The organism is Pseudoalteromonas byunsanensis, assembly GCF_001854475.1.
GTDB classification, from domain to species: Bacteria; Pseudomonadota; Gammaproteobacteria; order Enterobacterales; family Alteromonadaceae; genus Pseudoalteromonas; species Pseudoalteromonas byunsanensis.
Map to the genome: position 1 here is coordinate 40,263 of NZ_MNAN01000006.1, position 22,460 is coordinate 62,722.

Annotated in this window: 20 protein-coding genes; 13 read left to right on the forward strand and 7 right to left on the reverse strand. The window is 42.7% G+C overall.

All coding sequences use genetic code 11. From position 1 onward, the window contains the following. The first annotated feature begins 63 nt into the window (after nt 1–63). The gene (locus tag BIW53_RS00225) at nt 64–1,119 is read left to right on the forward strand and encodes a GGDEF domain-containing protein (RefSeq protein ID WP_415839105.1); all 1,056 of its coding nucleotides are present in this window, start codon (nt 64–66) and stop codon (nt 1,117–1,119) included. Between the two features lies 1 nt (nt 1,120). Here the strand turns inward: BIW53_RS00225 and BIW53_RS00230 are convergent, their stop codons facing one another. Further along, nucleotides 1,121–3,415, reverse strand: coding sequence for a penicillin acylase family protein (locus BIW53_RS00230; RefSeq protein WP_070989493.1), 2,295 nt, complete (start codon nt 3,413–3,415; stop codon nt 1,121–1,123). A 356-nt stretch (nt 3,416–3,771) separates the two neighbouring features. Here BIW53_RS00230 and BIW53_RS00235 point away from each other — a divergent pair, with 356 nt between their 5' ends. The 6 genes from BIW53_RS00235 to folX all read left to right on the forward strand — a co-directional run bounded on the left by BIW53_RS00235 (nt 3,772) and on the right by folX (nt 10,352). Beyond that, a complete protein-coding gene (locus BIW53_RS00235; RefSeq protein ID WP_245699318.1) occupies nt 3,772–6,987 on the forward strand; it encodes an ATP-binding protein in 3,216 nt (1,071 codons plus the stop codon). Between the two features lie 23 nt (nt 6,988–7,010). Next, entirely contained in the window at nt 7,011–7,634 is a 624-nt protein-coding gene (locus BIW53_RS00240; protein ID WP_070989497.1) for a YceH family protein, read from the forward strand. Between the two features lie 58 nt (nt 7,635–7,692). Continuing rightward, entirely contained in the window at nt 7,693–8,523 is an 831-nt protein-coding gene (gene nadE / locus BIW53_RS00245; protein ID WP_070989498.1) for an ammonia-dependent NAD(+) synthetase, read from the forward strand. A gap of 186 nt (nt 8,524–8,709) precedes the next feature. Continuing rightward, nucleotides 8,710–9,417, forward strand: coding sequence for a dihydromonapterin reductase (gene folM, locus BIW53_RS00250; protein WP_070989500.1), 708 nt, complete (start codon nt 8,710–8,712; stop codon nt 9,415–9,417). An 11-nt stretch (nt 9,418–9,428) separates the two neighbouring features. Beyond that, on the forward strand, nt 9,429–9,983 hold the full coding sequence (gene folE / locus BIW53_RS00255) for a GTP cyclohydrolase I FolE (protein ID WP_070989502.1): 555 nt from the start codon (nt 9,429–9,431) through the stop codon (nt 9,981–9,983). Between the two features lie 9 nt (nt 9,984–9,992). Next, nucleotides 9,993–10,352 (forward strand): dihydroneopterin triphosphate 2'-epimerase, encoded by a 360-nt coding sequence (gene folX, locus BIW53_RS00260; protein WP_070989504.1) that lies wholly within the window; start codon nt 9,993–9,995, stop codon nt 10,350–10,352. Between the two features lie 4 nt (nt 10,353–10,356). Here the strand turns inward: folX and BIW53_RS00265 are convergent, their stop codons facing one another. Beyond that, complete coding sequence (locus BIW53_RS00265) at nt 10,357–10,794, reverse strand: YqaA family protein (RefSeq protein WP_070989506.1); 438 nt, start codon at nt 10,792–10,794, stop codon at nt 10,357–10,359. Nucleotides 10,795–10,872: 78 nt separating this feature from the next. Between BIW53_RS00265 and BIW53_RS00270 the strand changes: the two genes are divergently transcribed. Beyond that, the gene (locus BIW53_RS00270; RefSeq protein WP_070989508.1) at nt 10,873–11,382 is read left to right on the forward strand and encodes a TlpA family protein disulfide reductase; all 510 of its coding nucleotides are present in this window, start codon (nt 10,873–10,875) and stop codon (nt 11,380–11,382) included. 66 nt (nt 11,383–11,448) lie between these two features. On the opposite strand, the gene BIW53_RS00275 is transcribed toward BIW53_RS00270, so the two are convergent. Beyond that, on the reverse strand, nt 11,449–14,922 hold the full coding sequence (locus tag BIW53_RS00275; protein ID WP_070989510.1) for a S8 family serine peptidase: 3,474 nt from the start codon (nt 14,920–14,922) through the stop codon (nt 11,449–11,451). Nucleotides 14,923–15,294: 372 nt separating this feature from the next. Here BIW53_RS00275 and BIW53_RS00280 point away from each other — a divergent pair, with 372 nt between their 5' ends. Continuing rightward, the gene (locus tag BIW53_RS00280; protein ID WP_415839106.1) at nt 15,295–15,714 is read left to right on the forward strand and encodes a c-type cytochrome; all 420 of its coding nucleotides are present in this window, start codon (nt 15,295–15,297) and stop codon (nt 15,712–15,714) included. A 47-nt stretch (nt 15,715–15,761) separates the two neighbouring features. On the opposite strand, the gene BIW53_RS00285 is transcribed toward BIW53_RS00280, so the two are convergent. Next, nucleotides 15,762–16,403 (reverse strand): cytochrome b/b6 domain-containing protein, encoded by a 642-nt coding sequence (locus BIW53_RS00285; protein WP_070989513.1) that lies wholly within the window; start codon nt 16,401–16,403, stop codon nt 15,762–15,764. Between the two features lie 272 nt (nt 16,404–16,675). On the opposite strand from BIW53_RS00285, the gene BIW53_RS00290 reads away from it, so the two are divergent. Beyond that, nucleotides 16,676–17,158, forward strand: coding sequence for a glutathione peroxidase (locus BIW53_RS00290; RefSeq protein WP_070989515.1), 483 nt, complete (start codon nt 16,676–16,678; stop codon nt 17,156–17,158). 42 nt (nt 17,159–17,200) lie between these two features. Here BIW53_RS00290 and BIW53_RS00295 read toward each other — a convergent pair whose 3' ends face one another. After that, nucleotides 17,201–17,383, reverse strand: a complete 183-nt coding sequence (locus tag BIW53_RS00295; protein WP_070989517.1) for a PA3496 family putative envelope integrity protein — start codon at nt 17,381–17,383, stop codon at nt 17,201–17,203. Nucleotides 17,384–17,695: 312 nt separating this feature from the next. Here BIW53_RS00295 and BIW53_RS00300 point away from each other — a divergent pair, with 312 nt between their 5' ends. Beyond that, nucleotides 17,696–18,496 (forward strand): YggN family protein, encoded by an 801-nt coding sequence (locus tag BIW53_RS00300; protein WP_070989519.1) that lies wholly within the window; start codon nt 17,696–17,698, stop codon nt 18,494–18,496. A gap of 35 nt (nt 18,497–18,531) precedes the next feature. Here BIW53_RS00300 and BIW53_RS00305 read toward each other — a convergent pair whose 3' ends face one another. Beyond that, entirely contained in the window at nt 18,532–19,974 is a 1,443-nt protein-coding gene (locus BIW53_RS00305; protein WP_070989521.1) for an aminotransferase-like domain-containing protein, read from the reverse strand. Nucleotides 19,975–20,108: 134 nt separating this feature from the next. On the opposite strand from BIW53_RS00305, the gene BIW53_RS00310 reads away from it, so the two are divergent. Further along, a complete protein-coding gene (locus tag BIW53_RS00310; protein WP_070989523.1) occupies nt 20,109–21,020 on the forward strand; it encodes a DMT family transporter in 912 nt (303 codons plus the stop codon). Between the two features lie 33 nt (nt 21,021–21,053). On the opposite strand, the gene BIW53_RS00315 is transcribed toward BIW53_RS00310, so the two are convergent. Next, nucleotides 21,054–21,893 carry a diacylglycerol/lipid kinase family protein gene (locus BIW53_RS00315; RefSeq protein WP_070989525.1) on the reverse strand — a complete coding sequence of 280 codons (840 nt, stop codon included), beginning with the start codon at nt 21,891–21,893 and terminating at the stop codon, nt 21,054–21,056. Between the two features lie 289 nt (nt 21,894–22,182). Here BIW53_RS00315 and BIW53_RS20760 point away from each other — a divergent pair, with 289 nt between their 5' ends. Beyond that, nucleotides 22,183–22,326 carry a hypothetical protein gene (locus BIW53_RS20760; protein ID WP_175442064.1) on the forward strand — a complete coding sequence of 48 codons (144 nt, stop codon included), beginning with the start codon at nt 22,183–22,185 and terminating at the stop codon, nt 22,324–22,326. The last annotated feature ends 134 nt before the right edge of the window (nt 22,327–22,460 follow it).

Genomic DNA, 22,460 nt, shown 5'->3' on the forward strand with positions numbered 1-22,460 from the left:
TGCTGGATTTTCACTTGATTATCAAGCCTTGCTGATTATTAATCTGTAAAGGTATACACAGAGGTGACGTGCTTGGATCATCCACATAAAAAGCCCAATGAAGTAGAACAACTAAAAAGTAAGTTACTCATGCAAGTTGCATGGTATTGCTTGTTTTTACACGCGATGCTGATCTTGATCTTTTTATTTGTCGAGGTGGAGCTTTTAGCCGTCTTCAATGTTCTGAGTGTTGCAACGTGGTGGTTTGGGATCAAGTTGCTACAACGAGATCACCTTTCTCTGGCTCTGCGTATCTTCAGTCTAGAAGTAACCGCGCATTCCATCGTGGTATGCGTGTTGATAGGTACCGAATATGGTTTTCAATTTTATTTATGGGCAGCATCGTGCTTATTGCTGCTTGATGTTCAACTTAAACTGAAACAAGCGGTGATATGGTGTACCACTATCATTGTGTTGTTTGCATACACTTATGTGGGTTTCGCTCACCCTCCTTATGTAATCGCCTATCATGAATATGCACCTTACATTCATTTTTTGAACGTTGTGGTGTGTGGTATTCCAATGATCTACACCATAGGTCTGATCCGAGAAATTACGATTAACCAACGTAAAGAGCTAGAAACGCTTGCGGCGCACGATTCTCTCACGCATTTATTCAACCGCCGTTATGCATTAGGTCTTATTCAGCGAGCGCAAAAAAGCTGTGCAACTCAACAAACTCCCATTTGTGTTGTTATGGCTGACATCGACCACTTTAAGCGCGTCAACGACCGATATGGACACGAGCGAGGGGATGAAGTGATCTTTCGTGTATCAGGGCAACTCAAACAGCACTTAAATAGTGCCGACATTGGTGTTCGCTGGGGAGGCGAGGAGTTCTTATTGGTACTCCCCAATTGCTCACTGGCTGAGGCACAAAAGCGCATTGAAAATATTAGACAAGCGGTTGAAGCAATGTCATTCAATGCAGATGATTTACATGTAACTATGAGCTTCGGTATCGCGCTTTGGCGCTCTACACAAAGCTTTGAAAGCGCCTTAAAGCATGCCGATATTGCTTTGTACAACAGTAAACATAAGGGGCGAAATACCCTCACTGTCGCCCCTGAAAGTGTATAACTTAGCGTAATGCTTGTATGGTTAGCTGGTGTATAGATTCACTCGGTAATAGAGGGGTCGCTTCGCCATTTGCATAAGCTTCAAACCCTGCTCGATAAAACACTGATAACGGGTGCCCACTTTGCCCACCAGCAATTGTCATAATCGCTTTATCGAGTGCGCCTGGTTGCGCGATAAAACGCTGTGATGCACCAAAGCTTGATCCTTGCACTGCGGGCATAAATGTATCGCCAAACGCAGGCATACGCGGCATATCAAGTAAGCCACTTAAGATCGGAAGCTGCTGACTAAACGGGTGGCGAATATTCAACGCATTAACATTTCCCCATCGCCACGCTTCCATTTGGCTACCATATGACACGGTTAGTGCGTCTTTTGCTCGTTCATAAGCCGCAAGCTGCAACGCATACCAATCTTTATGGCCATTTAGCCAACTATCAGGCTGCTCCGTGATTAACTGCCAAAGCGCCGGTTCTAAATAATTTTTTAGACTGCTCAATGAGCTGCCTCGCGCCCGAAGTTTTTCCTCTATGGGCGCTAACGCAACGTCAATCACCGCAGCTCTGAAGTGTTTAACCAAAGTATATCCCACCGACTCAGCACACGCACAGGCTTGCCAAGCTGCAAGATGTTTTAAATCAGTCGCATACTGCAACTTACTTTGCTCTGACACGCTTAATAACTGTGTTAAGCGCTCATGCCACGGCTTTAAAAACAACGCCTCGTTATCTTGTTGTAATTGATTAAAATCTCGCTCATTAAACTGTGGCTTGCTCATTAAACGGTCGCGTATCTGTTGCGCTCTAGCACCCAGTGCATACCCACCATCACCAAAGCGCAGGTGATCCGCCACTGACATTACACGGGAATTAGCGCTCCACAACCTTCCTTCAGGTGGATTAACAACCCGTGGACGTTGTGATTCGTTTTGCTGCCAACCTGTAGGGAAGTCAGCAGCAAGTACGGCAAGGTCGACAGGTTCAGTTCGCTTAGGAATGGCTCCCATCGGTTGCCAACCGATGTGTCCCAAATAGTCAACAACCATTAAGTTTTGTACTGGAATACCCACATCTGGTGCAAGAGACATCGCTTCATTAACGTTGCCTGCACGCTCAAACTCAAGCAGATTTAAATTAACAGCATAAGGCTGATGAGCAACCCAGCTCAGTGCATATTGCTTGTCATTAAATGCTTTAACTGGCCCAAATTCGCTCATTGTCAGTTCATACTGGTGAAGCTCACCATTGGGCAGTGCTATCTTTTCAAACTCCGTCCAAGTATTGGTTTGCTCATCTAACTCTACCCAATCAGCCAAATCAAGATAACCGTTGGTAAACCCCCACGCCACTTTGTTATTGGTACCTACAACAATTGCAGGCGCACCTGGCAATGAAACTCCTGTTACTTGTATTTGCTGCTCTTCAAATTGGTAGTTTAGCTGTGCGCGATACCAGATTACGGGGACATTCAACCCCAAATGCATATCGTCAGACATCATGGCCTTATTTGTTTCGGTTAAGGCCCCAGTAACAGCCCAGTTATTACTGCCATAATGTGGTAAAGACTCAATATGGCGAGCGACAACAGAGGCTTCTTTTACCTCAAGCAAAGGAATAGGCACACTACCTACGGGCAGTTTAGAGCCATCCAGTGCCGCCTGATAACGACTGGGTTGTGTAAGAAAAGCAATCATATCTGGACCAAAAAGACTATCCATTTGGATAAGCGCTTCATCTCGCTCATAGTTACCCGCTTGCAAGTCCAAATACATGGCAAATATCACCAAAATACTATCTGCAGGTTGCCATGCTCTGACTTGTGCTCCTGTAAGATAGTATTCAAAGGTATTAAATCCTGCTTGCCTTTGACCATCATTAACACCCTGAGTGTAGGCAGTTAACACATCCTGGTGCGACTGTGAAAGCTGTGCGTAAATTTGCTCACTACGCTCACGAAACTGATGAAATCGCATTTGCTTATCTAGATTAAGCGCTGCCTCTCCAAATAATTCACTTAATTCTCCTGCGGCATTACGACGTAATAAATCCATTTGAAAAAAACGATCTTGCCCATGTGCAAAGCCCAAGCCATAGGCCGCATCTTGACGGTTTTGCGCCTTGATGACAGCCTGCCCCAAGTTATCTCTGGAAACTTTTACATCGGCACTGATGGCATGGCTACTCTGCTTACCATCTAATGTCGGTAGACTCAAAGATAGCAAGCCGTACACCATCGCCGTTACAGCCAAACCTACTATCACGAGTAACATTAATAACCATTTAAGTATTTTGAGCATATCCTTTTCCTAAACCAATCTTATGTGCTTTTTATTTAATCAGGTGATTGTGACAATTGCCTATCATAACGTGATATTTAACAACACTATAGCGCTTACAATTTTGTCACATAGGACAATAGGCTCTAGTAAGTTAGGCCAATCACTGCGCATTTTTTTATTGTAGAACAAACCTTTTGATCAACCACACAGTGAACTATAGTTAAAAAACGCTCAGCAACTCTCGATAAGCAATGTTTGCAAATTTGTCTAATGCACCAAGGAAGACGCAATCAATCAAAATCGGCTTTTGGCTTTTTTTGTGTGCAATTATCATTTCGGGTTGGTACGTTGATAGGGTCAACTACAATCGCTTAATGCAAGAAGAAAAAAGCACAACCTATGAAACAGTCAACGTTTATCGAACTCAAATTGAGGGGATCTTAAACACTAATATTCAATTAGTTAGAGGATTAGCCATCGCGATAGCTCGTGAAAAAAGCCTCACACAGACATCTTTTGAACGTATCGCAGAGCCCCTTTACCGCTCAAGTGGAGTGTTACGTAACATTGGCGCAGCACCCGATATGACCCTGCAATACATCTTTCCCCTTGCTGGTAACGAAAAAGCTATCGGATTAGATTACTCCACCCACCCAAAACAAAGTGAGGCTGCTCTCAAAGCTAAAAATACCGGCAAAATAGTACTGTCCGGGCCATTGCCCTTAGTGCAAGGTGGGCAAGCGATTATTGCCCGAGTTCCTGTCAAAGACAAAGACAATCAGTTCTGGGGTCTTATTTCCGTTGTAATAGACACCCAAAAACTCTTCTCATTGGCCCGGCTAGGTGATTTATCAAAGCAATATATCGTCGCAATACAGGGCAAAGATGGTCTAGGCGATCATGGTGAGTTCTTTTATGGTGACAGCAACATATTACTCGAAGAGCCCCTTTCACTGTCGATAAACGTATTGTCTGGTCAATGGAAACTTTACGTATATCCACGCAGCGGATGGAGCCCAGAGAGTGCCACTATTTGGCCATTTAGACTGGCACTATTCACCATTATTTTGCTATTTATGTGTGCATTTTTGTTTTTTAATCGTTTGCTCAAGCAGCTTGAAGACAACGCCCATTCATTAACTAGCATGGGTGCTTTGGCGGAAGTGGGAGCCTGGACCGTTAACTTGAAAACACGCAATATTAGCTGGTCCGAAGTCACTAAACAAATATTTGAAGTTCCTGATGATTACCAACCTTCATGGCTAGCTACTACAGATTTTTTTGTTGCTGGCGCTCCACGACGTTTAATGCAGGACACATTCGATAAAGCTATAAAGCAAGGTGTTGATTTTGAAAAAGAAATGCTAATAAAAACGGCAAAAGGACAAGAGCGCTGGGTTTTAATTAAAGGCAGAGTTGTTAGAAACGGTAACTTCACCACTCAGGTGTACGGCTCGGTACAAAATATTCATGCCCGTAAATGTCTTGAAATAGAGCGTAATAAAGTCGCTAAAAATAATGGATTGCTGGCTCAGTTAAGTAGCCATGAAGCCGTTTTGAACTTGAAACTGGAACCCGCACAAAAAGTGGCAACTAAAGTGATCTGTGAAGGCTTAGATGCACAGCGTGCCAGCATTTGGTTACTCAATGCCGATGGGACGCAACTTATCCCCATGAGTTTTAGTGATGCTAACGGCGACAACCTCCAATATTTCCCACCTTGGCGCAAAAAGCAATTACCGGAATTATTCGAGGCAGTATTTAAACAAAAGATGATCCAAGCTAACTTTGCTCATACACATAACTGCACGAAAGAACTACAAGATAATTATTTGAGCCCATATGAAGTTAACGCCATGTTTGCTTGTAGTATTACCTATAAAGGCCATGCCATCGGCTTGTTATGTGCAGAGTATCAGCACCCGCATTTACAATGGGATGCAACCGATGAAAAACTCATTAAAGCCGTTGCTGCTACTCTGGGAAGCCTATTTGCAAGTAGAGAACAACAACAAGCGAGACAACAAGCTGTGATGGAAAAGGAGTTAGCCCAGCAATCCGCGAAAATGAAAGCTGAATTTCTCGCTAGTATGAGCCATGAGATCCGTACCCCCATGAATGGTGTGCTGGGTATGCTAGATGTTGTTATGCACTCAAACCTTTCTCCCTCTCAAATGCATCACCTACAATTGGCAAAAAGCTCTGCCGAATCTTTATTGACCATCATCAACGACATACTGGATTTTTCTAAAATTGAAGCGGGTAAGTTAGATGTAGAACAAATCGATTGTGATTTAGTCCAAGTGGTCAGTGAGAGCATTAGCAACTTCGCTCCTAGTGCTCTAGAACACAATACTACATTAATTATAGATACCCGTGGAATGCAGGTGCAATTTGCTAAAACGGATCCTCACAGGCTCAAACAAGTACTCAATAATTTACTGAGCAACGCCATTAAGTTCACCGATAATGGCAAAGTCTCTTTAACCTGTTACACAGAACAGCAAGCTCAGCATACTAGGCTTTGGTGTAATATCGAAGATACCGGTGTCGGTATTAGTCAATCCCAACTCACAAAGATATTTGACTCCTTTACTCAGGCCGATCCCTCAACTACTCGCAAGTATGGCGGCACAGGGTTAGGCTTAAGCATAGCGAGACAATTATGTTCGCTGTTAGGAGGAGCGCTCAATGCCTATAGTAAAGTCGGCGTTGGCAGTACCTTTAGTTTTTACATTGAATTACATGAGCCAAAAGCCCTAACCCCCATAAACACAGACAGTGATGGTTTGCTTGTCATTGATGGGCAATTGCAAGAACAGGCGGGTGATCATAGCCTGTTTTCAGCATGGGGGATCCGCTTACTGCATGCAGCCTCTTTAAAGCAAGCTCTAACGCTAATCAATGAAGAGCACTTAAAACACCCCGCCATAGTGATTTCCTCCAAGCTGCTAAATGATGCTGATCCGAGTCAAGTAGAGCAACTCGAGCATGTGATTAACAGCTCTTGCGCAGGGTTTGCAATTCTAAGCGAGCACCTGAGTAATAATGATAAACAAAGCCATCTCAAGCCTGATTTAATGCTGTTAAAACCATTAACACCGGCAGATATGCTCAAACTATGTCAACTTCAAGACTCTGAACAACTGCAATCCTCCCCCCGCGAGCAAGACCTCAGTCACCTAAACATACTGCTTGTCGAAGACAACAAGATAAATCAAACTGTAGCACTAAAACTGTTGGCAAGGTTTGGCATACATGCAGACTGTAAAGAGGATGGTCAGCAAGCACTTGCCCACCTTAAACAAGTAAATGAACCTTACGATATTATTTTGATGGACTGTTTAATGCCAGAACTCAATGGCTATCAAGCAACCAATCAAATACGTAGCGGTAGTGTTGGGAAACACCACAAAGATACCCCTATCATCGCACTTACTGCCAACGCAATGCAGGGGGATCGTGAAAAATGTATCGCTGCAGGTATGGATGATTATATCGCTAAACCAATCAAGGTAGCAGAACTCGAACAAAAGCTACAACAATGGGGCGCAAATACTAAACAAAACCTCGCCAATAGCGTACAGTAGAAAAAAAATGTTGGAGTCAAAACATGGAATTGAGCGAAATAGAGCAACGTATAGTTGGTTGCCTGCTAGAAAAGCAAACTACCACACCTGAGCATTACCCACTTTCTCTTAACGCATTAACCAACGCCTGTAATCAAAAGTCTAATAGAGAACCTGTTCTGAACCTCAGTGAATCTGAGGTATTAGATGCGATAACCCAGTTACAAGCAAAGCACATTGTACTGGTTGAAGAAGGGCTATCAGGACGAGTAAATAAATATAGCCATAGATTTTGTAACACCGAGTTCAGCCGCTTGCAGTTTGACGAACAACAAAGAGCGATTGTGTGTTTATTGCTGCTAAGAGGCCCACAGACTCCAGGTGAACTTAGAACCCGCAGCGCTCGGTTAGCGACATTTAAACAAGTGAATGAGGTCGAACAGGCACTTGAGGAATTACAATCCCAAGGTATTGTGCAAAAGCTTGCTAGAGAACCGGGCAAGCGTGAGAGCCGCTTTATTCACTTGTTTCAAAACATTGAGCAACACACAGCCAGTACCAAAAGTGACACTCAAAAGCTTGAAAATGTAGAACTAGACGCTTTGCTAAATGAGATTGAACAGCTAAAGCAAGAGTTAGCTGTAATCAAACAGCACTTAGGACTTTAAATTCAGCACTAATAAAAACATAATATCCCCAAATAGCATTGGCAAAGAGGAGCATAGAATGCGCCAAGCGATTATGGCAGAAATGCAGGTACAACCACAAATAGATGTGGCTTTTGAAATTACGCGTCGAATCAACTTTATCAAACAGCGTCTGGTTTCAGCACACTGTCAGACATTAGTTTTGGGGATCAGTGGTGGTGTTGATTCGTCTACATGTGGCAGATTATGTCAACTTGCGGTAGATGAATTAAACGCTGAGCACAATACCAACTGTTACCAGTTTATTGCAATGCGATTGCCTTATGGTATTCAAGCTGATGAAGATGAAGCACAACTTGCATTAGATTTTATACAACCTTCTCAACGTGTTACGGTAAACATAAAGCCAGCTGTCGATGCAATGCATGACCAAGCAATGCTGGCAATGCAAGCAACTGAGTTAGAGCTCCCCACACAAACTTCTGTGGATTTTATCAAAGGCAATGTTAAAGCTCGTCAACGTATGGTTGCACAATATGAAATTGCAGGTTTAACGCAAGGTTTGGTTGTTGGTACAGACCATAGTGCTGAAAACATCACTGGCTTTTACACCAAATTTGGTGATGGTGCATGTGACTTAGCACCTCTTTTTGGGTTGTCAAAACGTCAAGTACGCGCTTTAGCGGCACACTTACAGGCTCCGGTAGAACTAGTAACCAAGGCCCCTACAGCTGATCTAGAGTGTGATAGACCAGGCCTAACAGACGAAGAAGCTCTCGGCCTGAGCTATGATCAGATAGATGACTTCTTAGAAGGTAAAGAAGTGGATGATAGTGTTGCTCAAAAGTTGATCGCAATTTATCAGCGTACCCAGCATAAGCGTCAACCAATTCCGACGGTTTACGATTAAAGTTTATTAGCACAGTACACGATTGATATGTGTGCTGTGCCATTTCCCAATGCCATTCGCTAGATTACCCCTTTAGAGACGACTCATTAATAAACTCTAAATTGTGGTGATCGACAAACCAAAACATGACGTAGAAATTACGTTATAGTTAACTTATTGATATTTTTCAGAGGATAATTGGTCTTAATGACAGCTCCTATATTAATTACTGGTGCAGGGCAGAGGATAGGCCTTGCGCTCGTTCAGCACTTTGTCGCTAGTAAGCAACCTGTCGTGATGACATACAGAACTCGGCACGAAACCATTGATGCATTAGAACAACAAGGTGTGCATTGTATACAGGTGGACTTTGATAACCCCGAATCATTGGCTACGCTCGAAATGACTATAAGATCACATTACAACGGGTTAAGAGCAATTATACATAATGCTTCTAGCTGGGATTGCGAACAGAACAATCCTGACTTTAGCCAATTGTTCGACAATATGATGCGCATCCACGCAAAAGTACCCTATCAGCTCAATTTGGCGCTAGCAGATCTGTTACTCACTGATGATTGTGTAGCAGATATCATACATCTGACCGACTATGTTGTGGAGACAGGAAGCCCTAAACACATCGCATACGCGGCCAGCAAAGCAGCTCTAGACAACCTAACCAAGTCTTTTGCTAGCAAGTACGCGCCGAACATAAAAGTGAATTCTATCGCACCAAGTTTGATTATTTTCAATCAACACGATACTCCCGAATATAAAGCCAAAACGCTCAAAAAGTCTCTCATGGGCATAGAGCCTGGCTGTAAGGAAATTATTAATAGTGTTGAGTTGCTACTCAACAGTGACTACATCACGGGTCGCAGTTTGCCTGTCGATGGTGGACGTCACCTCAAATAAAAGAGAACATTATGCACGACAATTTAAAAGACAGTTATAAGCAAATCATTGAAGCTGTGGGAGAAGACAGTAACCGTGAAGGGTTGCTAGAAACACCAAAGCGTGCCGCAAAAGCAATGGAGTACCTAACCAAAGGGTATCGTGAAACACTAGAAGACATCACCAATAATGCAGTTTTCACATCTGATGCAGATGATATGGTATTGATTCAAGATATTGAGCTGTATTCTATGTGCGAGCATCACCTGCTGCCTTTTGTTGGGCGTTGCCACATTGCCTACATTCCAAATGGCAAGGTGTTGGGCTTATCTAAATTTGCGCGTATTGTCGATATGTTTGCACGCCGATTTCAAATCCAAGAACAGCTTACGCATCAAATCGCTAAAGCCGTCGAGCAAGTTACTCAAGCAAAAGGCGTTGGTGTTATTGTAGAAGCAAAGCATATGTGTATGATGATGCGAGGTGTTGAAAAACAGAACTCACAGATGCGCACCTCTGTAATGCTAGGCAACTTCAGAGAAGATCCCAAAACACGCAATGAGTTTATGCAACTGGTAAAAAACTAAGGACAGGCTATGCAAAATGCCATTATCAATATTACTAACTTGCGACTGCGAACGTTCATTGGCTTTAACCCTGATGAACGTGAGAAAAAGCAAGATGTGGTGTTGAACATTGAAATTCATTACCCGGCGGATACGGAATGTATTAACCATGATGAAGTTGACCATGCTTTAAATTACAAGACCGTCACTAAAGCAGTTATCAAACTCGTGGAAGATGGCCATTTTTTGTTGTTAGAAAAGCTTGTTGCCGATGTGTTGAGTGAGTGCCACCGCCATCACAGTGTCACCTACGCAAAAGTAAAAGTGGATAAACCACACGCTCTGCGCTTTGCTGACTCGGTCTCTTTAACTCTTGATTGGCATAAATGAGCAGCTAAAACAGCTGCTCTACCCCAACAGCCAGTACTATCACCACTGCATAGCGTAAGCCTTTACCAACCAAGACTAGGGGAATAAATAACCTTTTTGGCACTTTGAATACCCCTGCAAGTAAGGTAAGTGGATCGCCAATCACAGGGACCCAAGCAAACAATAAACTGTAAGTGCCGTAACGAGCGAAGTGCAACCTCGCCTGACTGAGCTGATGTGATGACACCGGAAACCATTTAGCATTTTCAAAACGAACTAGGTTAATACCCAACCAATAATTAATACAGCTCCCCAGCACATTGCCCAGTGTGGCAACAATCCACAGCACCACTAATTGTACGTTCTCAGTCATAGCTAGCCCTGATAACAACACTTCGGAGGAGCCTGGCAACAACGTTGCAGAACTAACCGCTGAGATAAATAATCCACTGTAAATCCACATAATTTCTACTACCTACAACGAAATATAGTTATGCTAATGACATAAACTAAAGACTCACAGTTCTAAAGGAAGGCACTAATGACAAACAAGGTTCATAAACTCTTAATTGCAACAGCCGTACTTGCTAGTATGTCGGGTTGCGTCTCTTCGCACACAGCCCCATCTAATGATAAAGGCTATGAAACATATATCGCGCAGGGCGAACAATTTAAACATAATCGCTTTATCAGCACCCAAGGTGAAACTATAGAGCTCAATGGTACTCGTAAGTTAGTTATCTTATTTGCAACCTGGTGCAGTGACTCTCAACGCGCATTAAAAGAAATAAAAGCCTCTGCGTTGGTCACAGACCCAACTTTACAGATCATTGCTATTGGTCGCAATGAAGATAAAGAAACGTTGGATAAGTTTAACGAAGAGTATCAGCTTCCGTTTCCATTAGTCGCCGACCCTGAGCGAGAAATATATAGCCACTATGCCAATGCCGGTATCCCAAGGCTGATTTTATTAGATGAGAATAATCTAGTGGTAAACACACTGATAGGTGAAGAACCCACCATCGTTGATAAGTTGGTATGGAATAAGTAATTAACCTGCTTGTTAAAACAAAAACGCCAGTCATTTGACTGGCGTTTTTAGTTTAAAGCTCAATGCTTACTTTTGTTTACGACGACGTAGCGCAGCAAACGGAGCAGCTAGAAGCATTAACCAAGCTAGTGAACCTGAAGAGCTCTTCTTAGGCTCAACAACTTCCACAACCGGCTGTTCAGCTTCAGTATCAACAACGTTTGTGATGTTTACAACGATTTCTGCAGGCTCTGAGAGATTACCCATTACATCGATTGCATTAACAATAAGCTTCGCTTCATTGTTACCCGCTTCAAAGTCTAAAAGCTCACCATTAGCAACAACAATCTCACCTGCTGCATTGACAGACAAGCCAGCATGAGTCGAAGACTTCAAGTAGAATTCTGAAACATCTAGCGTATTTTCTACTTCTTCAGTTGTTAGAGTTGCGATCACAGTGCCTGTTGCAGTGTTTTCAGCAACGCTCACTTCAACGCCGTTTAGTACTGGCGCATCAAATGGCATAGGGTTGTTCAATACATCATTTGAGACCAGAACTACATCACCAGATAAATCACCATTTGCAAGCACAAATGGTGCGTTAGCACTAACATATGCTTTAGCGCCTGGCGCCAATGTTTCAATCACTTCGCCTTGTTCATCAACAAGCTCTGCAAATGACGAAGAGAAAGTAGCTGAACCAGTTAATTGATCAACCTGATCATAAACACCGCCGATGCTAGCAGAACCAGTTCTTATATCAAAGGCAATGGTTTTACCCAGATCGTCTGCGCTTAAGCCAATATTATCGGCACAACCTGCAAATGTAACCGTGTTTGAACCACTTTCATGGTACATACCAGAATATGAAGGCTCTCCCCAAGATACTTCGCCTGCAACTATAGGATAGATAGTTGTAAGGGCACGACCTACTATCGAGTCTACATCAAATGTTTGCTCAACTAGGTAATCTGCCTCACCATCTTCGTTGATATCAAGATACATTTCATACCCAAGTTGAATTAGGTGTGCAATATCATCACGGAATACCATTGACGATGTAAACAGTAGCTCAGACTTACAGTACGATATGCCTCCATATACATTGAAAGACGCACCAACTAAGTTAGTAGCTTTTTCTTCACTAGATTCGGCATCTCGTTTAGCAACAAGCTGCTCGGCCATTGGAGTGAACTCTTTGCTGCTGTTATTCTGTGCCGTTACACGAACTTGACCATCAACCAATTCGTAGCCCAGCTCTATACCTGTGCTAGCTTTTGGCAATGCATGGTAAACCAAGTGAAGGTCATGGTCCCCGTCAGTTGAAGGGTCATCAAATACCAACGCACCATCAAACTCAGAAAGTGTTAAGCCTGGGCTACGTTTAGCTAAGCCAGCTGAATCCAATGGGTTTTCAAGGCTCCACTCTGGTAACTTGCTTGCATCAATGCTCAGTTTCACATCAAACTCAATTGTTTGACCTGCTGGCACTGTTACCGACTCTGGGATAGTCCAGCTAATTGCACCTGTCTGCTCATCATTTGCATAGCGCGCTTCAGTTCTTAAGTTATAAGTCTTCTCTTCAGATGAGAAGTTCTTCAATGTTACGGTCTTAGAATATTCTTCTACGCCGTTAACTTTAACTAAGCCAAATGATAATGCAGCTTGATTTGTATCAAATTTTTCCTCGTATACCCAAGCAGCCACAGGTGAATTTACAGCTTTTTCTACGTCTACTAAACCAGCACCAATTCGGCTTATAGGAGCAAGCTCAGCATCAGGGTCTGCAGTCACGCCAACATTGGTGACGTTCAAATTAGCCGTGTTCATTAACGTTGCTTTGATTTCATATGCATTACGCTCTGGTAGCGCCTCTCTTACAAGAGCCACAGCACCGGCTGTCATTGGACCTGAGAAAGAAGTACCCGTTGCAGGCGCAAGCTGATCTTGAGTGCCTGTTGCAGCTACCATGATATTTTTACCAGGTGCCGTAATTTCAGGCTTCAACAAGCCATCAGCAGATGGACCACGAGATGTGAAACCAGCCACAGCACCTGCTAAATTAAACATTTCATTTTTTATGGAATATGTAGCAACACCGCTAGCTAGCTGTTCTTTTAACTTATTACCAGCCGCAAGAGTAATACCAACCGCTTGGATAGTTACTTGATCTGTTGAACCACCCATAGAAGTCGGGCCATCAGGAGAGTTATTTGCAATAAGTACAAATGCAGCGCCTTTCTCTTGCGCTCTAATCACTTTTTCAGTGAAGTAACAAGTACCACGGTCAATTAAGACTGCTTTGCCAGTAAAGTCAACATCATCACCAAAAGCAACACATGCATCTCGGTTCTCTTCTGGATAAACAAGCGGTGCAATTTCATTGTTTATTTCATAAGCGCCACCAGCTCCCCAGCTCGCATTGACAGCCTCAGCCTCATCGCCTGCGATCGTTGCTGAAACAACACCCTCTTCGATTGTTGGGTGCTTCATTGCGCCAACAGAAAGTGCGTTTGGTGTTGTACTTGGTCCACCAACAATAAATGGGAAGTCGCCATCGTTACCAGCAGAGATAACCATGTTAACACCTAAATTTCCAGCTCTTTGGATCAAATACTGAGTACCAGAAAGCGTGTACGTGCTACCATAAATCCCACCTAATGACATATTGATCACGTCAACACGGTCACTAATATCACCGTCACCATTAGGGTCCATCGCCGCTTCTAGTGCAGCCGCTTGTGCCGCATAAGGACATCCGCCACCACATACAGAGTAAACATATAACTCAACATCAGGTGCAATCCCCGTTACTGAGTGAGATACTGACGTACCGTGGCCTGTAGGATTGCCTGTAGCTGGCCCAGTTGAAGGGTCATTTTCAATCGGGTCGGCGTCATCACGCATATAGTCATAACCACCTATAACTTGGCCTTGTGGCCAAGAAACACTTGTAGGGTCTTCTTGAGCTGCTTGATACGCTTCAAGTGTACCTGCACCACCAAATATAGCGTGCGTATAGTCAATACCCGTGTCTAACACGGCAACCTTTTGGCCCATACCCGTTGCGACACCGCCAGTTCTTAGCTGCGTTGCCTCGATATAATCTGACGACTCCTCAATATGAAGTTCAGAGTCAAACATAGGTAGCACTTTCGCTACTCGCGGGTCATTTCGTAACTTGTCGATTGCTACTTCAGATGCCTCAACAATTAACGTTGGAGCCAATACTTTAGTTTTGCCGACAACTTTTGCATTGATGTCAAACTTGCTTAATTCAACTGCAACTTCGCCTTGCAACTGTTCGATTTTAGCAATAGATGCGCGTTCATCACCGCGGCGATAAGTGCCTTGTGCAAATAAATCCGCTGTTGTCGTTGTTTTTAAAACAACCATGTACCCTGCAGGTTCTTGTTTTAGCTTATCGCTAGCGCTTGCCTCCATAGGCGCAAAGTTTAACTGCTTTTGAAATTGCGTAGCTGTTTGTGCAGAGGTTGCTGCGGATAGCAATACGCTACCTACTGCGGCTGCAATCGCAGTCTTTTTAATCATATTAGACATGTTTTCCCCTAGGACTTGTTGTTTAATTATGTGTTGCTATATTTTTAAAAGCGAATGGACATTTAATATAATGTAAATGTGCAGGTACAAGCAACACACTAAAGACACAAATATTGTACTCCGTTCACAAAACCAAAATAATAATAATCAACACGTTGTTTTTAATGGCTTTTATTTTGTAAAAAAAAGTAAATATGACGTCAACCTGTCACAAAGTACATATATTTGGTAAAGCAAGTGCATCCCATATTTAACACTATTACATCAATACCGCATTACACTTGCCTTGATAGCTTTTTTCCGTAACACTGGACTGAGATACATTATTAATGGAGTAAGTAAGTGAAAAAGCTACTAATACTAGCCGTTGCGTTGGCAGGGTTTACGACGACAAGTCAGGCGAATACCCTATTCGAAGCTAAAGAAGACGCGATTGAATACCGTAAAGCGGCATTTCAACTGATCCGCTATCAGATTGGTGATATGGGCGACATGATGAAGGGCAAGGTTCCTTTTGATGCTAAGCGCTTCGCTGAACGAGCCAATAATGCAGCTCAACTTTCAGCCATGCCGTGGGAAGCCTTTATCGAGGGTTCTGACAAAGGCGACACTGATGCATTACCTGCAATTTGGTCTGACCGTGAAACATTTGATAAAAAAGCACAGGCCTTTGCGCAATACGCTCAAGAACTCGCCGTTGCGGCAAGCTCTGGCGATAAGAAAGTTATTGGCCCGGCATTTAAAAACTGGGCCAAAGGCTGTAAAGATTGCCACAAGTCTTTCAAAGACTAGAGCATACCAAATAAGACCTAAACTAACTTAGTTTAGGTCTATACTTGCTAACCCAATAAAGCCTGCAAAGGTTGCATACCCCAAGCACCTAAAATCACAATCGAAAACAACACAAATATAATATATGCCAACTTGCCCGAGCGCATTTTCGGTGTAGTTACCACGCCTTTTTCTTTACCTGTCAGCAGAGTTTTCACTAAGTTCTTACCTTTAATGCGATAAACAACAATCGCTAAAACATGAAGCGCGATAGCTATCAATAGTATTTCAAAATTTTCATGATGAAGATCACTTGCAACCTCGCTCCATGATGAAGGCACATACGCCACCAGCGGGCCCTCAACAAGAATATCATCGGTGCTCATTAAACCACTGATCAGTTGGATGAATATCAATACGAAAAACAACAGCACCATGTAACTACCCGCGGGGTTGTGGCCAACCTCCGAGTCATTAGAGCACATGGCTCTCAATGCAGACTTAGGCGAGTGAAACAACGCACTAAACCTTGCTGTGTCACTTCCAATAATCCCCCAAACAACTCGCGCTAGCATTAACGCAAGTAACAAATAGCCAGTAATAAAATGCGCCTCTAAATATCCTTCTTCACCCGTTACATAAAGTACCGCTATTGCCAATACCAGTAGCCAGTGAAAACCTCGTATAAATCCATCCCATACTTTTGTCATTTATATCTCTCCAACCTAAAACCAGAAGCACTCTATCGTTTGAATAATAATGAACAATATCAAATTCGGATTATAAAGGCAGATAGAAGCGATTAATACGCTTTGTCGAAGAGCTCAACTCAACAATCTTTTACAGTCATTTTCTATCAACCTCAGAGCTACATGGTTTGCTATAGTCACACAATGATAAGAAATAACGAGTAGAGATCTAATTCGATAGTTTTACGTAAACATGTTAGCTTTTCTTTTATCACTTCACAGGATCCCAAGCTATGCACCCATTTTATCAACTTTCAGCCACCACATTAAAAGGACGGTTGTTTGACTTTAAAGAATTAAAAGGCAAGGTTGTATTAGTTGTTAATACTGCCAGCCTGTGTGGCTTAACACCTCAATACGAAGGACTCCAAGCCTTACATGAGAAATACAAAGGGCAAGGCTTGGTCATCATCGGTTTTCCATGTAATCAGTTCGCAGGGCAAGAACCGGGAGATGCAAAACAAATAGAGCAAGGCTGCCTAGTAAACTATGGCGTTGATTTTATGATGATGGAAAAAGTCGACGTAAATGGTGATACCACTCACCCTGTCTATAAGTATCTCAAAGATGCTTTGCCGGGGCTGTTTGGAAAGCGTATCAAATGGAATTTTAGTAAATTTCTAATAGCTCGCGATGGGAAGCCACTAAAACGTTTTGCGCCTACGACAAAACCTCAGAAACTCACTCATTCAATCGTAAGCGCTCTGAACGAATAAATATTTTTAGCATTAAAAAGGAGGCCAAAGCCTCCTTTTTAATTAATCAAGATAATCGAGATCATCTTCACCTAAATTTTTGCGCAAGCGCTTCTGTTCAAGATAGTCATCGAGCTTTTTCTTTACCTTTCGCTTTTGCTTATCATGCTGATTACGGCCGAGGTTCTCGTACTCGTCATCTACAAAATCATCGTCAAGCGCATCATAAGAAAATGTCTTACCCACAACCCACTCCAATAAGTGTTAATAATAGTTACTTGGTGAAAGCGCGCTCACTACCGTGATCCCTTCACCTAAGTGTGTATTTAGCTGGAAATCTCGAATCTTGGAAGTGAGAGTTTTTTATCGTTTTAATAAAAATTTTTAATCATTGTTGTAGTTTTAGTCAAACAAGCTAAATTGTGGTCAAAAAATAAAACAATCTAAAATCCAAAAAAGCCAACAAAAACAGTAAATCACTGATATTACGCAGCTTTTATTGTTGGCATTAGATTTGAATAACTATTAGCGTATCTATCATCAGCAAGGATTTACCACATGAAAAAATTAATCTTGTTAGCGGCATTATCAGCCAGCAGTGCATCATTTGCACACTCACAAACAGACAGTTCACATTTGCAGTTTAGCTCTGATGACTGCAAAGTTAATTTTCAAAACGACGTTCGTATCACACCCGATGAGTTACTAATCACTAAAAATAACGATCAAGGTAAGCTTCGTATCACTGAGACCGGCACAGTATTTATCAACGGTGAGCAAATAACACTTAGCACCGATCAACAATATGCCGTGATGAGTTATGCTGACGAATTGCGCGGCAAATTACCTCAAGTTGCCAATATCGCCTTAGAAGGAATAAAAATAGCTGGTGTTGCACTTGATGAAGTAGCCGCTGCATTTGAGTTAAAAGAGTTTGGCTCATTGAGCTCTTTGTTAGAAGAAGTGCAGGTTGAGGTGAGTGATACCTTTTACCAACAGGGCGCATTTGTCATGGGTGAGAAAACCTTCAATGACTTTGGCAATAATTTTGAACAACAGTTTGAAGAGCGCATTGAATCCGCGGTTGAAGGCGCCATGATGGAGTCTATTGGCAGCATTTTGATGGCTGTCGGCTCACAAATGATGAGCTCCGGTGGTGATATGGAGAAATTTGAGCAACGCATGGAAAACATGGGTCAGCAGATTGAAGAAAAAGTTGAAATGCAAGCTCGAAACATTGAGCTACAAGCCCACGAATTATGTGACCAATTTGCGGTGATAGCCAAAACTGAAGATCAATTGCAGCAACAGATCCCTGCTTTATCGGGCTATCAATTATTCACTTTAAAACAGCACTAACATTGTGTTCTCCCGAAATAGTCGGCCAATGCCGACTATTTTTTTGCTTGTGAGACTAGTTGCCCCAACTGTGCAATCGCGTTCTCCGTTTCTTGATCCCACACCACGCCATAACTGATACGGATACAACTCTTGTATTTGTCGCTAGCGCTGAATAACACCCCTGGTGCAATACTTATCCCATGTGACAAAGCCAAGTGAAATAATTTGGTTCCATCGTGCTGAGCACCAAGGTCTAACCATAAAACACATCCCCCCTTTGGCTCGCTCACACGTACAAAGTCTGGGAAATATTGTCGCAGCGCCATTACCATATGCTCTTTTGCCACCAGCAAACGTTTACGCATGAGCTTCAAATGACGATCGTATTCACCACAGGCCAAATAGTCAGCTAAGACCCACTGGTTCATTAGTGATGAAGAGCAGCTAAAAGCGCGTTTTAACCTTTTTGCAGGACCAATAACCTGCGGTGCTATCAGCCACCCAATGCGGTAGCTTGGTGCAGCCGTTTTAGAAAATGACGAACAGGTAATAACATTCCCTGTTGTCGAAAAACAACGAGCCGGCTTACCACGCTGCTCTGTAAAGTGTAGATCGCCATAAACATCATCTTCAATCAAAGTGACTTGATTATTCTCAAGCAGGCTAACGAGCTGTGCTCGTCGCTCATCAGGCATGTATGAGCCTAATGGGTTATTTATACTGGTTGAAAAGACACACGCTTTAATGTTTTGCTTATTCAGGGCTCGCTCTAAGTCCGCAAGCCATAATCCGTCATCAGGACAAAGGGGGATCTCAACTGCTTTCAAACCCAGACTTTCGATCAATTCCACAACGCCAAAGTAGCTTGGTGATTCAATCGCCACGACATCGCCCACAGAAGTAACACATTGCAGCGCTATTGCTAACGCTTCCTGTGCACCATTCGTTATCACGATTTCCTCTGGGCTCACGACTAAACCCATATCAAGATAACGTTTGACAATTTGTCTCTTAAGTTCAGGCAAACCATCTATGGCTCCGTAATTCACCATAGCCTGTCCAGCCATATTCATTGCTCTGCGCATTAATTTCGCCAAGATCTTGTCTGTGCTGGCCACGGCAACAGGATTCGCGATCCCAAATGGCACAACATGGGGCTGATGAATGGCTTGATAAACCTGTTCTATCAAACATTGCTTGTTGACGACGATAGGTTGAGTAGACAAACGCGAGCGCTTGGGCATGGCATGGGATACCTGAGCAGCTTGCAGAAAATAGCCTGATTTTTCTTTTGCTACCACTTTACCCTGAGCTTCCAGAGCTTGATAAGCCTGCTTAACAGTCGGAATGCTGACGGCAAGCTTCTGCGCCATAACCCTTAACGAGGGTAGCTTTTCTCCGGGCCGAAGTACGCCTTGCTCTGCCATTTGGCAGATTAGGTGCACGACCTGCTGATATAAATATACGCTTTGTTGCTTAGATACGACGAAACTCATCTCACTCTCGATCTGTATAGGTTGTATTTGTCATTTTCTGTATATGGTATATACACAATATACCCCTACAATGCCTATTATTCCAACCCACCCACATACGTAAGTTTACACTTACAAACTTCAAGGTATTAGTTATGAAGGATATGCTACTCTATTTAGTCACAGTATTAATTTGGGGATCCACCTGGTTGGCTATTGAGTTTCAATTAGGTGAAGTGAACGAAGTGGTCTCTCTTTGTTTGAGATTTTCGTTAGCAGCAGGATGTATGTGGCTTTACGTACTTATTAAGAAGCTCCCTATGCGATACTCTAGTAAAGATCATGGCTTTTTTATTTTGTTAGCTATATGTAACTTTGGTGCCAACTATCTTTTTCTTTATTGGGCACAAAACAGTCTAAACTCTGCCATGGCATCTATCGCCTTTTCTTTATTGCTGATCTTAAACATAATTAACACCAGAGTGTTTTTTGGCAAGCCAATCGCGAAACGTATTTACTTTGGTGCAGGACTGGGGTTACTTGGAATCGTAGCTTTATTTTGGCAGGACTTGAAACATTTCGACATAAATAACAGTGCGATAGGCGGATTGGCGCTGGCATTACTGGGTACGCTCATAGCTTCTTTTGGTAATATGGTGAGTGTACGCAATTCAAATCAGCGAATCGGTGTTTTGCAAGGAAATGCTTGGGGTATGCTGTACAGCGCAGCTTTGTTATTAGCGTACACACAATTCGCTGGCTACTCACTCGTCATTCACGCTAACTGGCAGTATTGGGTATCACTATTGTATCTCGCTATTTTCGGCACTGTAATAGCTTTTGCCAGCTACTTTTCACTATTAAAGAGCATTGGCCCCGAGCGCGCCAGCTACATCATCGTTTTGTTCCCATTGGTCGCCGTGATGTTGAGTACCTACTTTGAGGGTTTTGTATGGCAAAATAATACCTTCATTGGCTTTTTACTCGTGCTGCTGGGAAATGCCATAGTGCTAACCCCCTTTGAAAAACTACGAGCATGGTTAGCACCTTCCCCAGTAAACAGCTAGCTTTGTTGCAATGCCGCCACTGTGTGGCATTTTTTATAACTTTAATTGAATCGCTTTTGGATGAATACTCACCTTTGCAGGTGTCACTCCCACCATTTCTCCATCCGCTTCGATTTCTAGGCCCGGCGTAGTGACCTCAAATTGATCCATGGTAATAGAATGAACGCTTGCCAATTTTTCATGTTTCGCGAAGAGCATAGCGACCAATGTGCACAAACGTGCCAACCTTGTTGCCGGCGAAAACTGTATACATGTTAATAAACCATCCGCGGCTCTGGCGCTCGGCGCACATTTTATCCCAGCGGCAAAGTATCGACCTTTTGCGAAAAGCAACATCATCATGTCCTGCTCAGTGCCAAAAATGGGCGAGTTGGCCCTGATTTCTCGATAGAACAATAGCGCTTTTAATCCAGCCCACACATAGCTAAACCGGTGCCTTTGGCGACGACTGTCCATACTTCTAACCACGTGAGCGCTGTAACCTAGTCCCATCACATTAATAAAGTAGCGCTGATTGACTCGCCCCAAGTCAACTTCAATAGCGTTGTCACAAAAAACCGCATTGCGCCACTGGGTGACTGAGCGATTAAACTGACGAGCAAAATCATTACCAGTTCCAGCAGGCAAAATTGCCAACTGACAACTCAGCCCAGCAATCGCGTTCACCACCAAATTAATTGTGCCATCACCTCCGATCACCACCAAAGAATGGTGTTTTTTTGCCAACATCCCAATTTGTTGTAAATCTTGAGAGTAGTTGCCAAGGGTGTAATACCACTCACATGTTACGTTTTCTTGCCTTGCCCGCGCTTTTAGCCATGCAATATGCGACTGTACATTATTTGCGTCACTTGGTTTAACCACAACCAGCATAAAGACACCTTTAAAATAAAATTAATTAACCTGAATAAATATTCACCAAACAACTTAAAAAAACACTCAGCAAAAACATAAAACCAATGAAATTAAACACAAAATAATAAATTAAAACAAATTCACTCAGTGCATACAACAGCAAAACAACCTTTCATAAAAGCAAAAAAACAAAACAAATCCATTAGTTATTTTTATCCGAAAGGCACAATTTTTATCGTTTTATTTTTATGCATTTTGAGCGCAAAATAACCTTGTTTTCAGTCAAACATTATATACAGGAGCTCACATGCTTAATTCAGCTGCTGCGTGCAGCAACACGCAAGCTAATACCGTTAATACCTTACCAACAAAAGTTTCTTTCAACTGGATGTCGTTTCTTAACCGACTTGGTAAATTGCTCGCGTTAAGCCATGTAACGCTCTATAAGTAAAATTCAGCTCAAGTGCCACACCCCCAACCTGTGGCACTTTGGCTTTTTTCTATCATCCCTTCAATCAACTGTCTCAATTTACTTCATTTTTAGCCATCAAATAATAAATTAAGCAAATTTAGTGTAAATTTTAA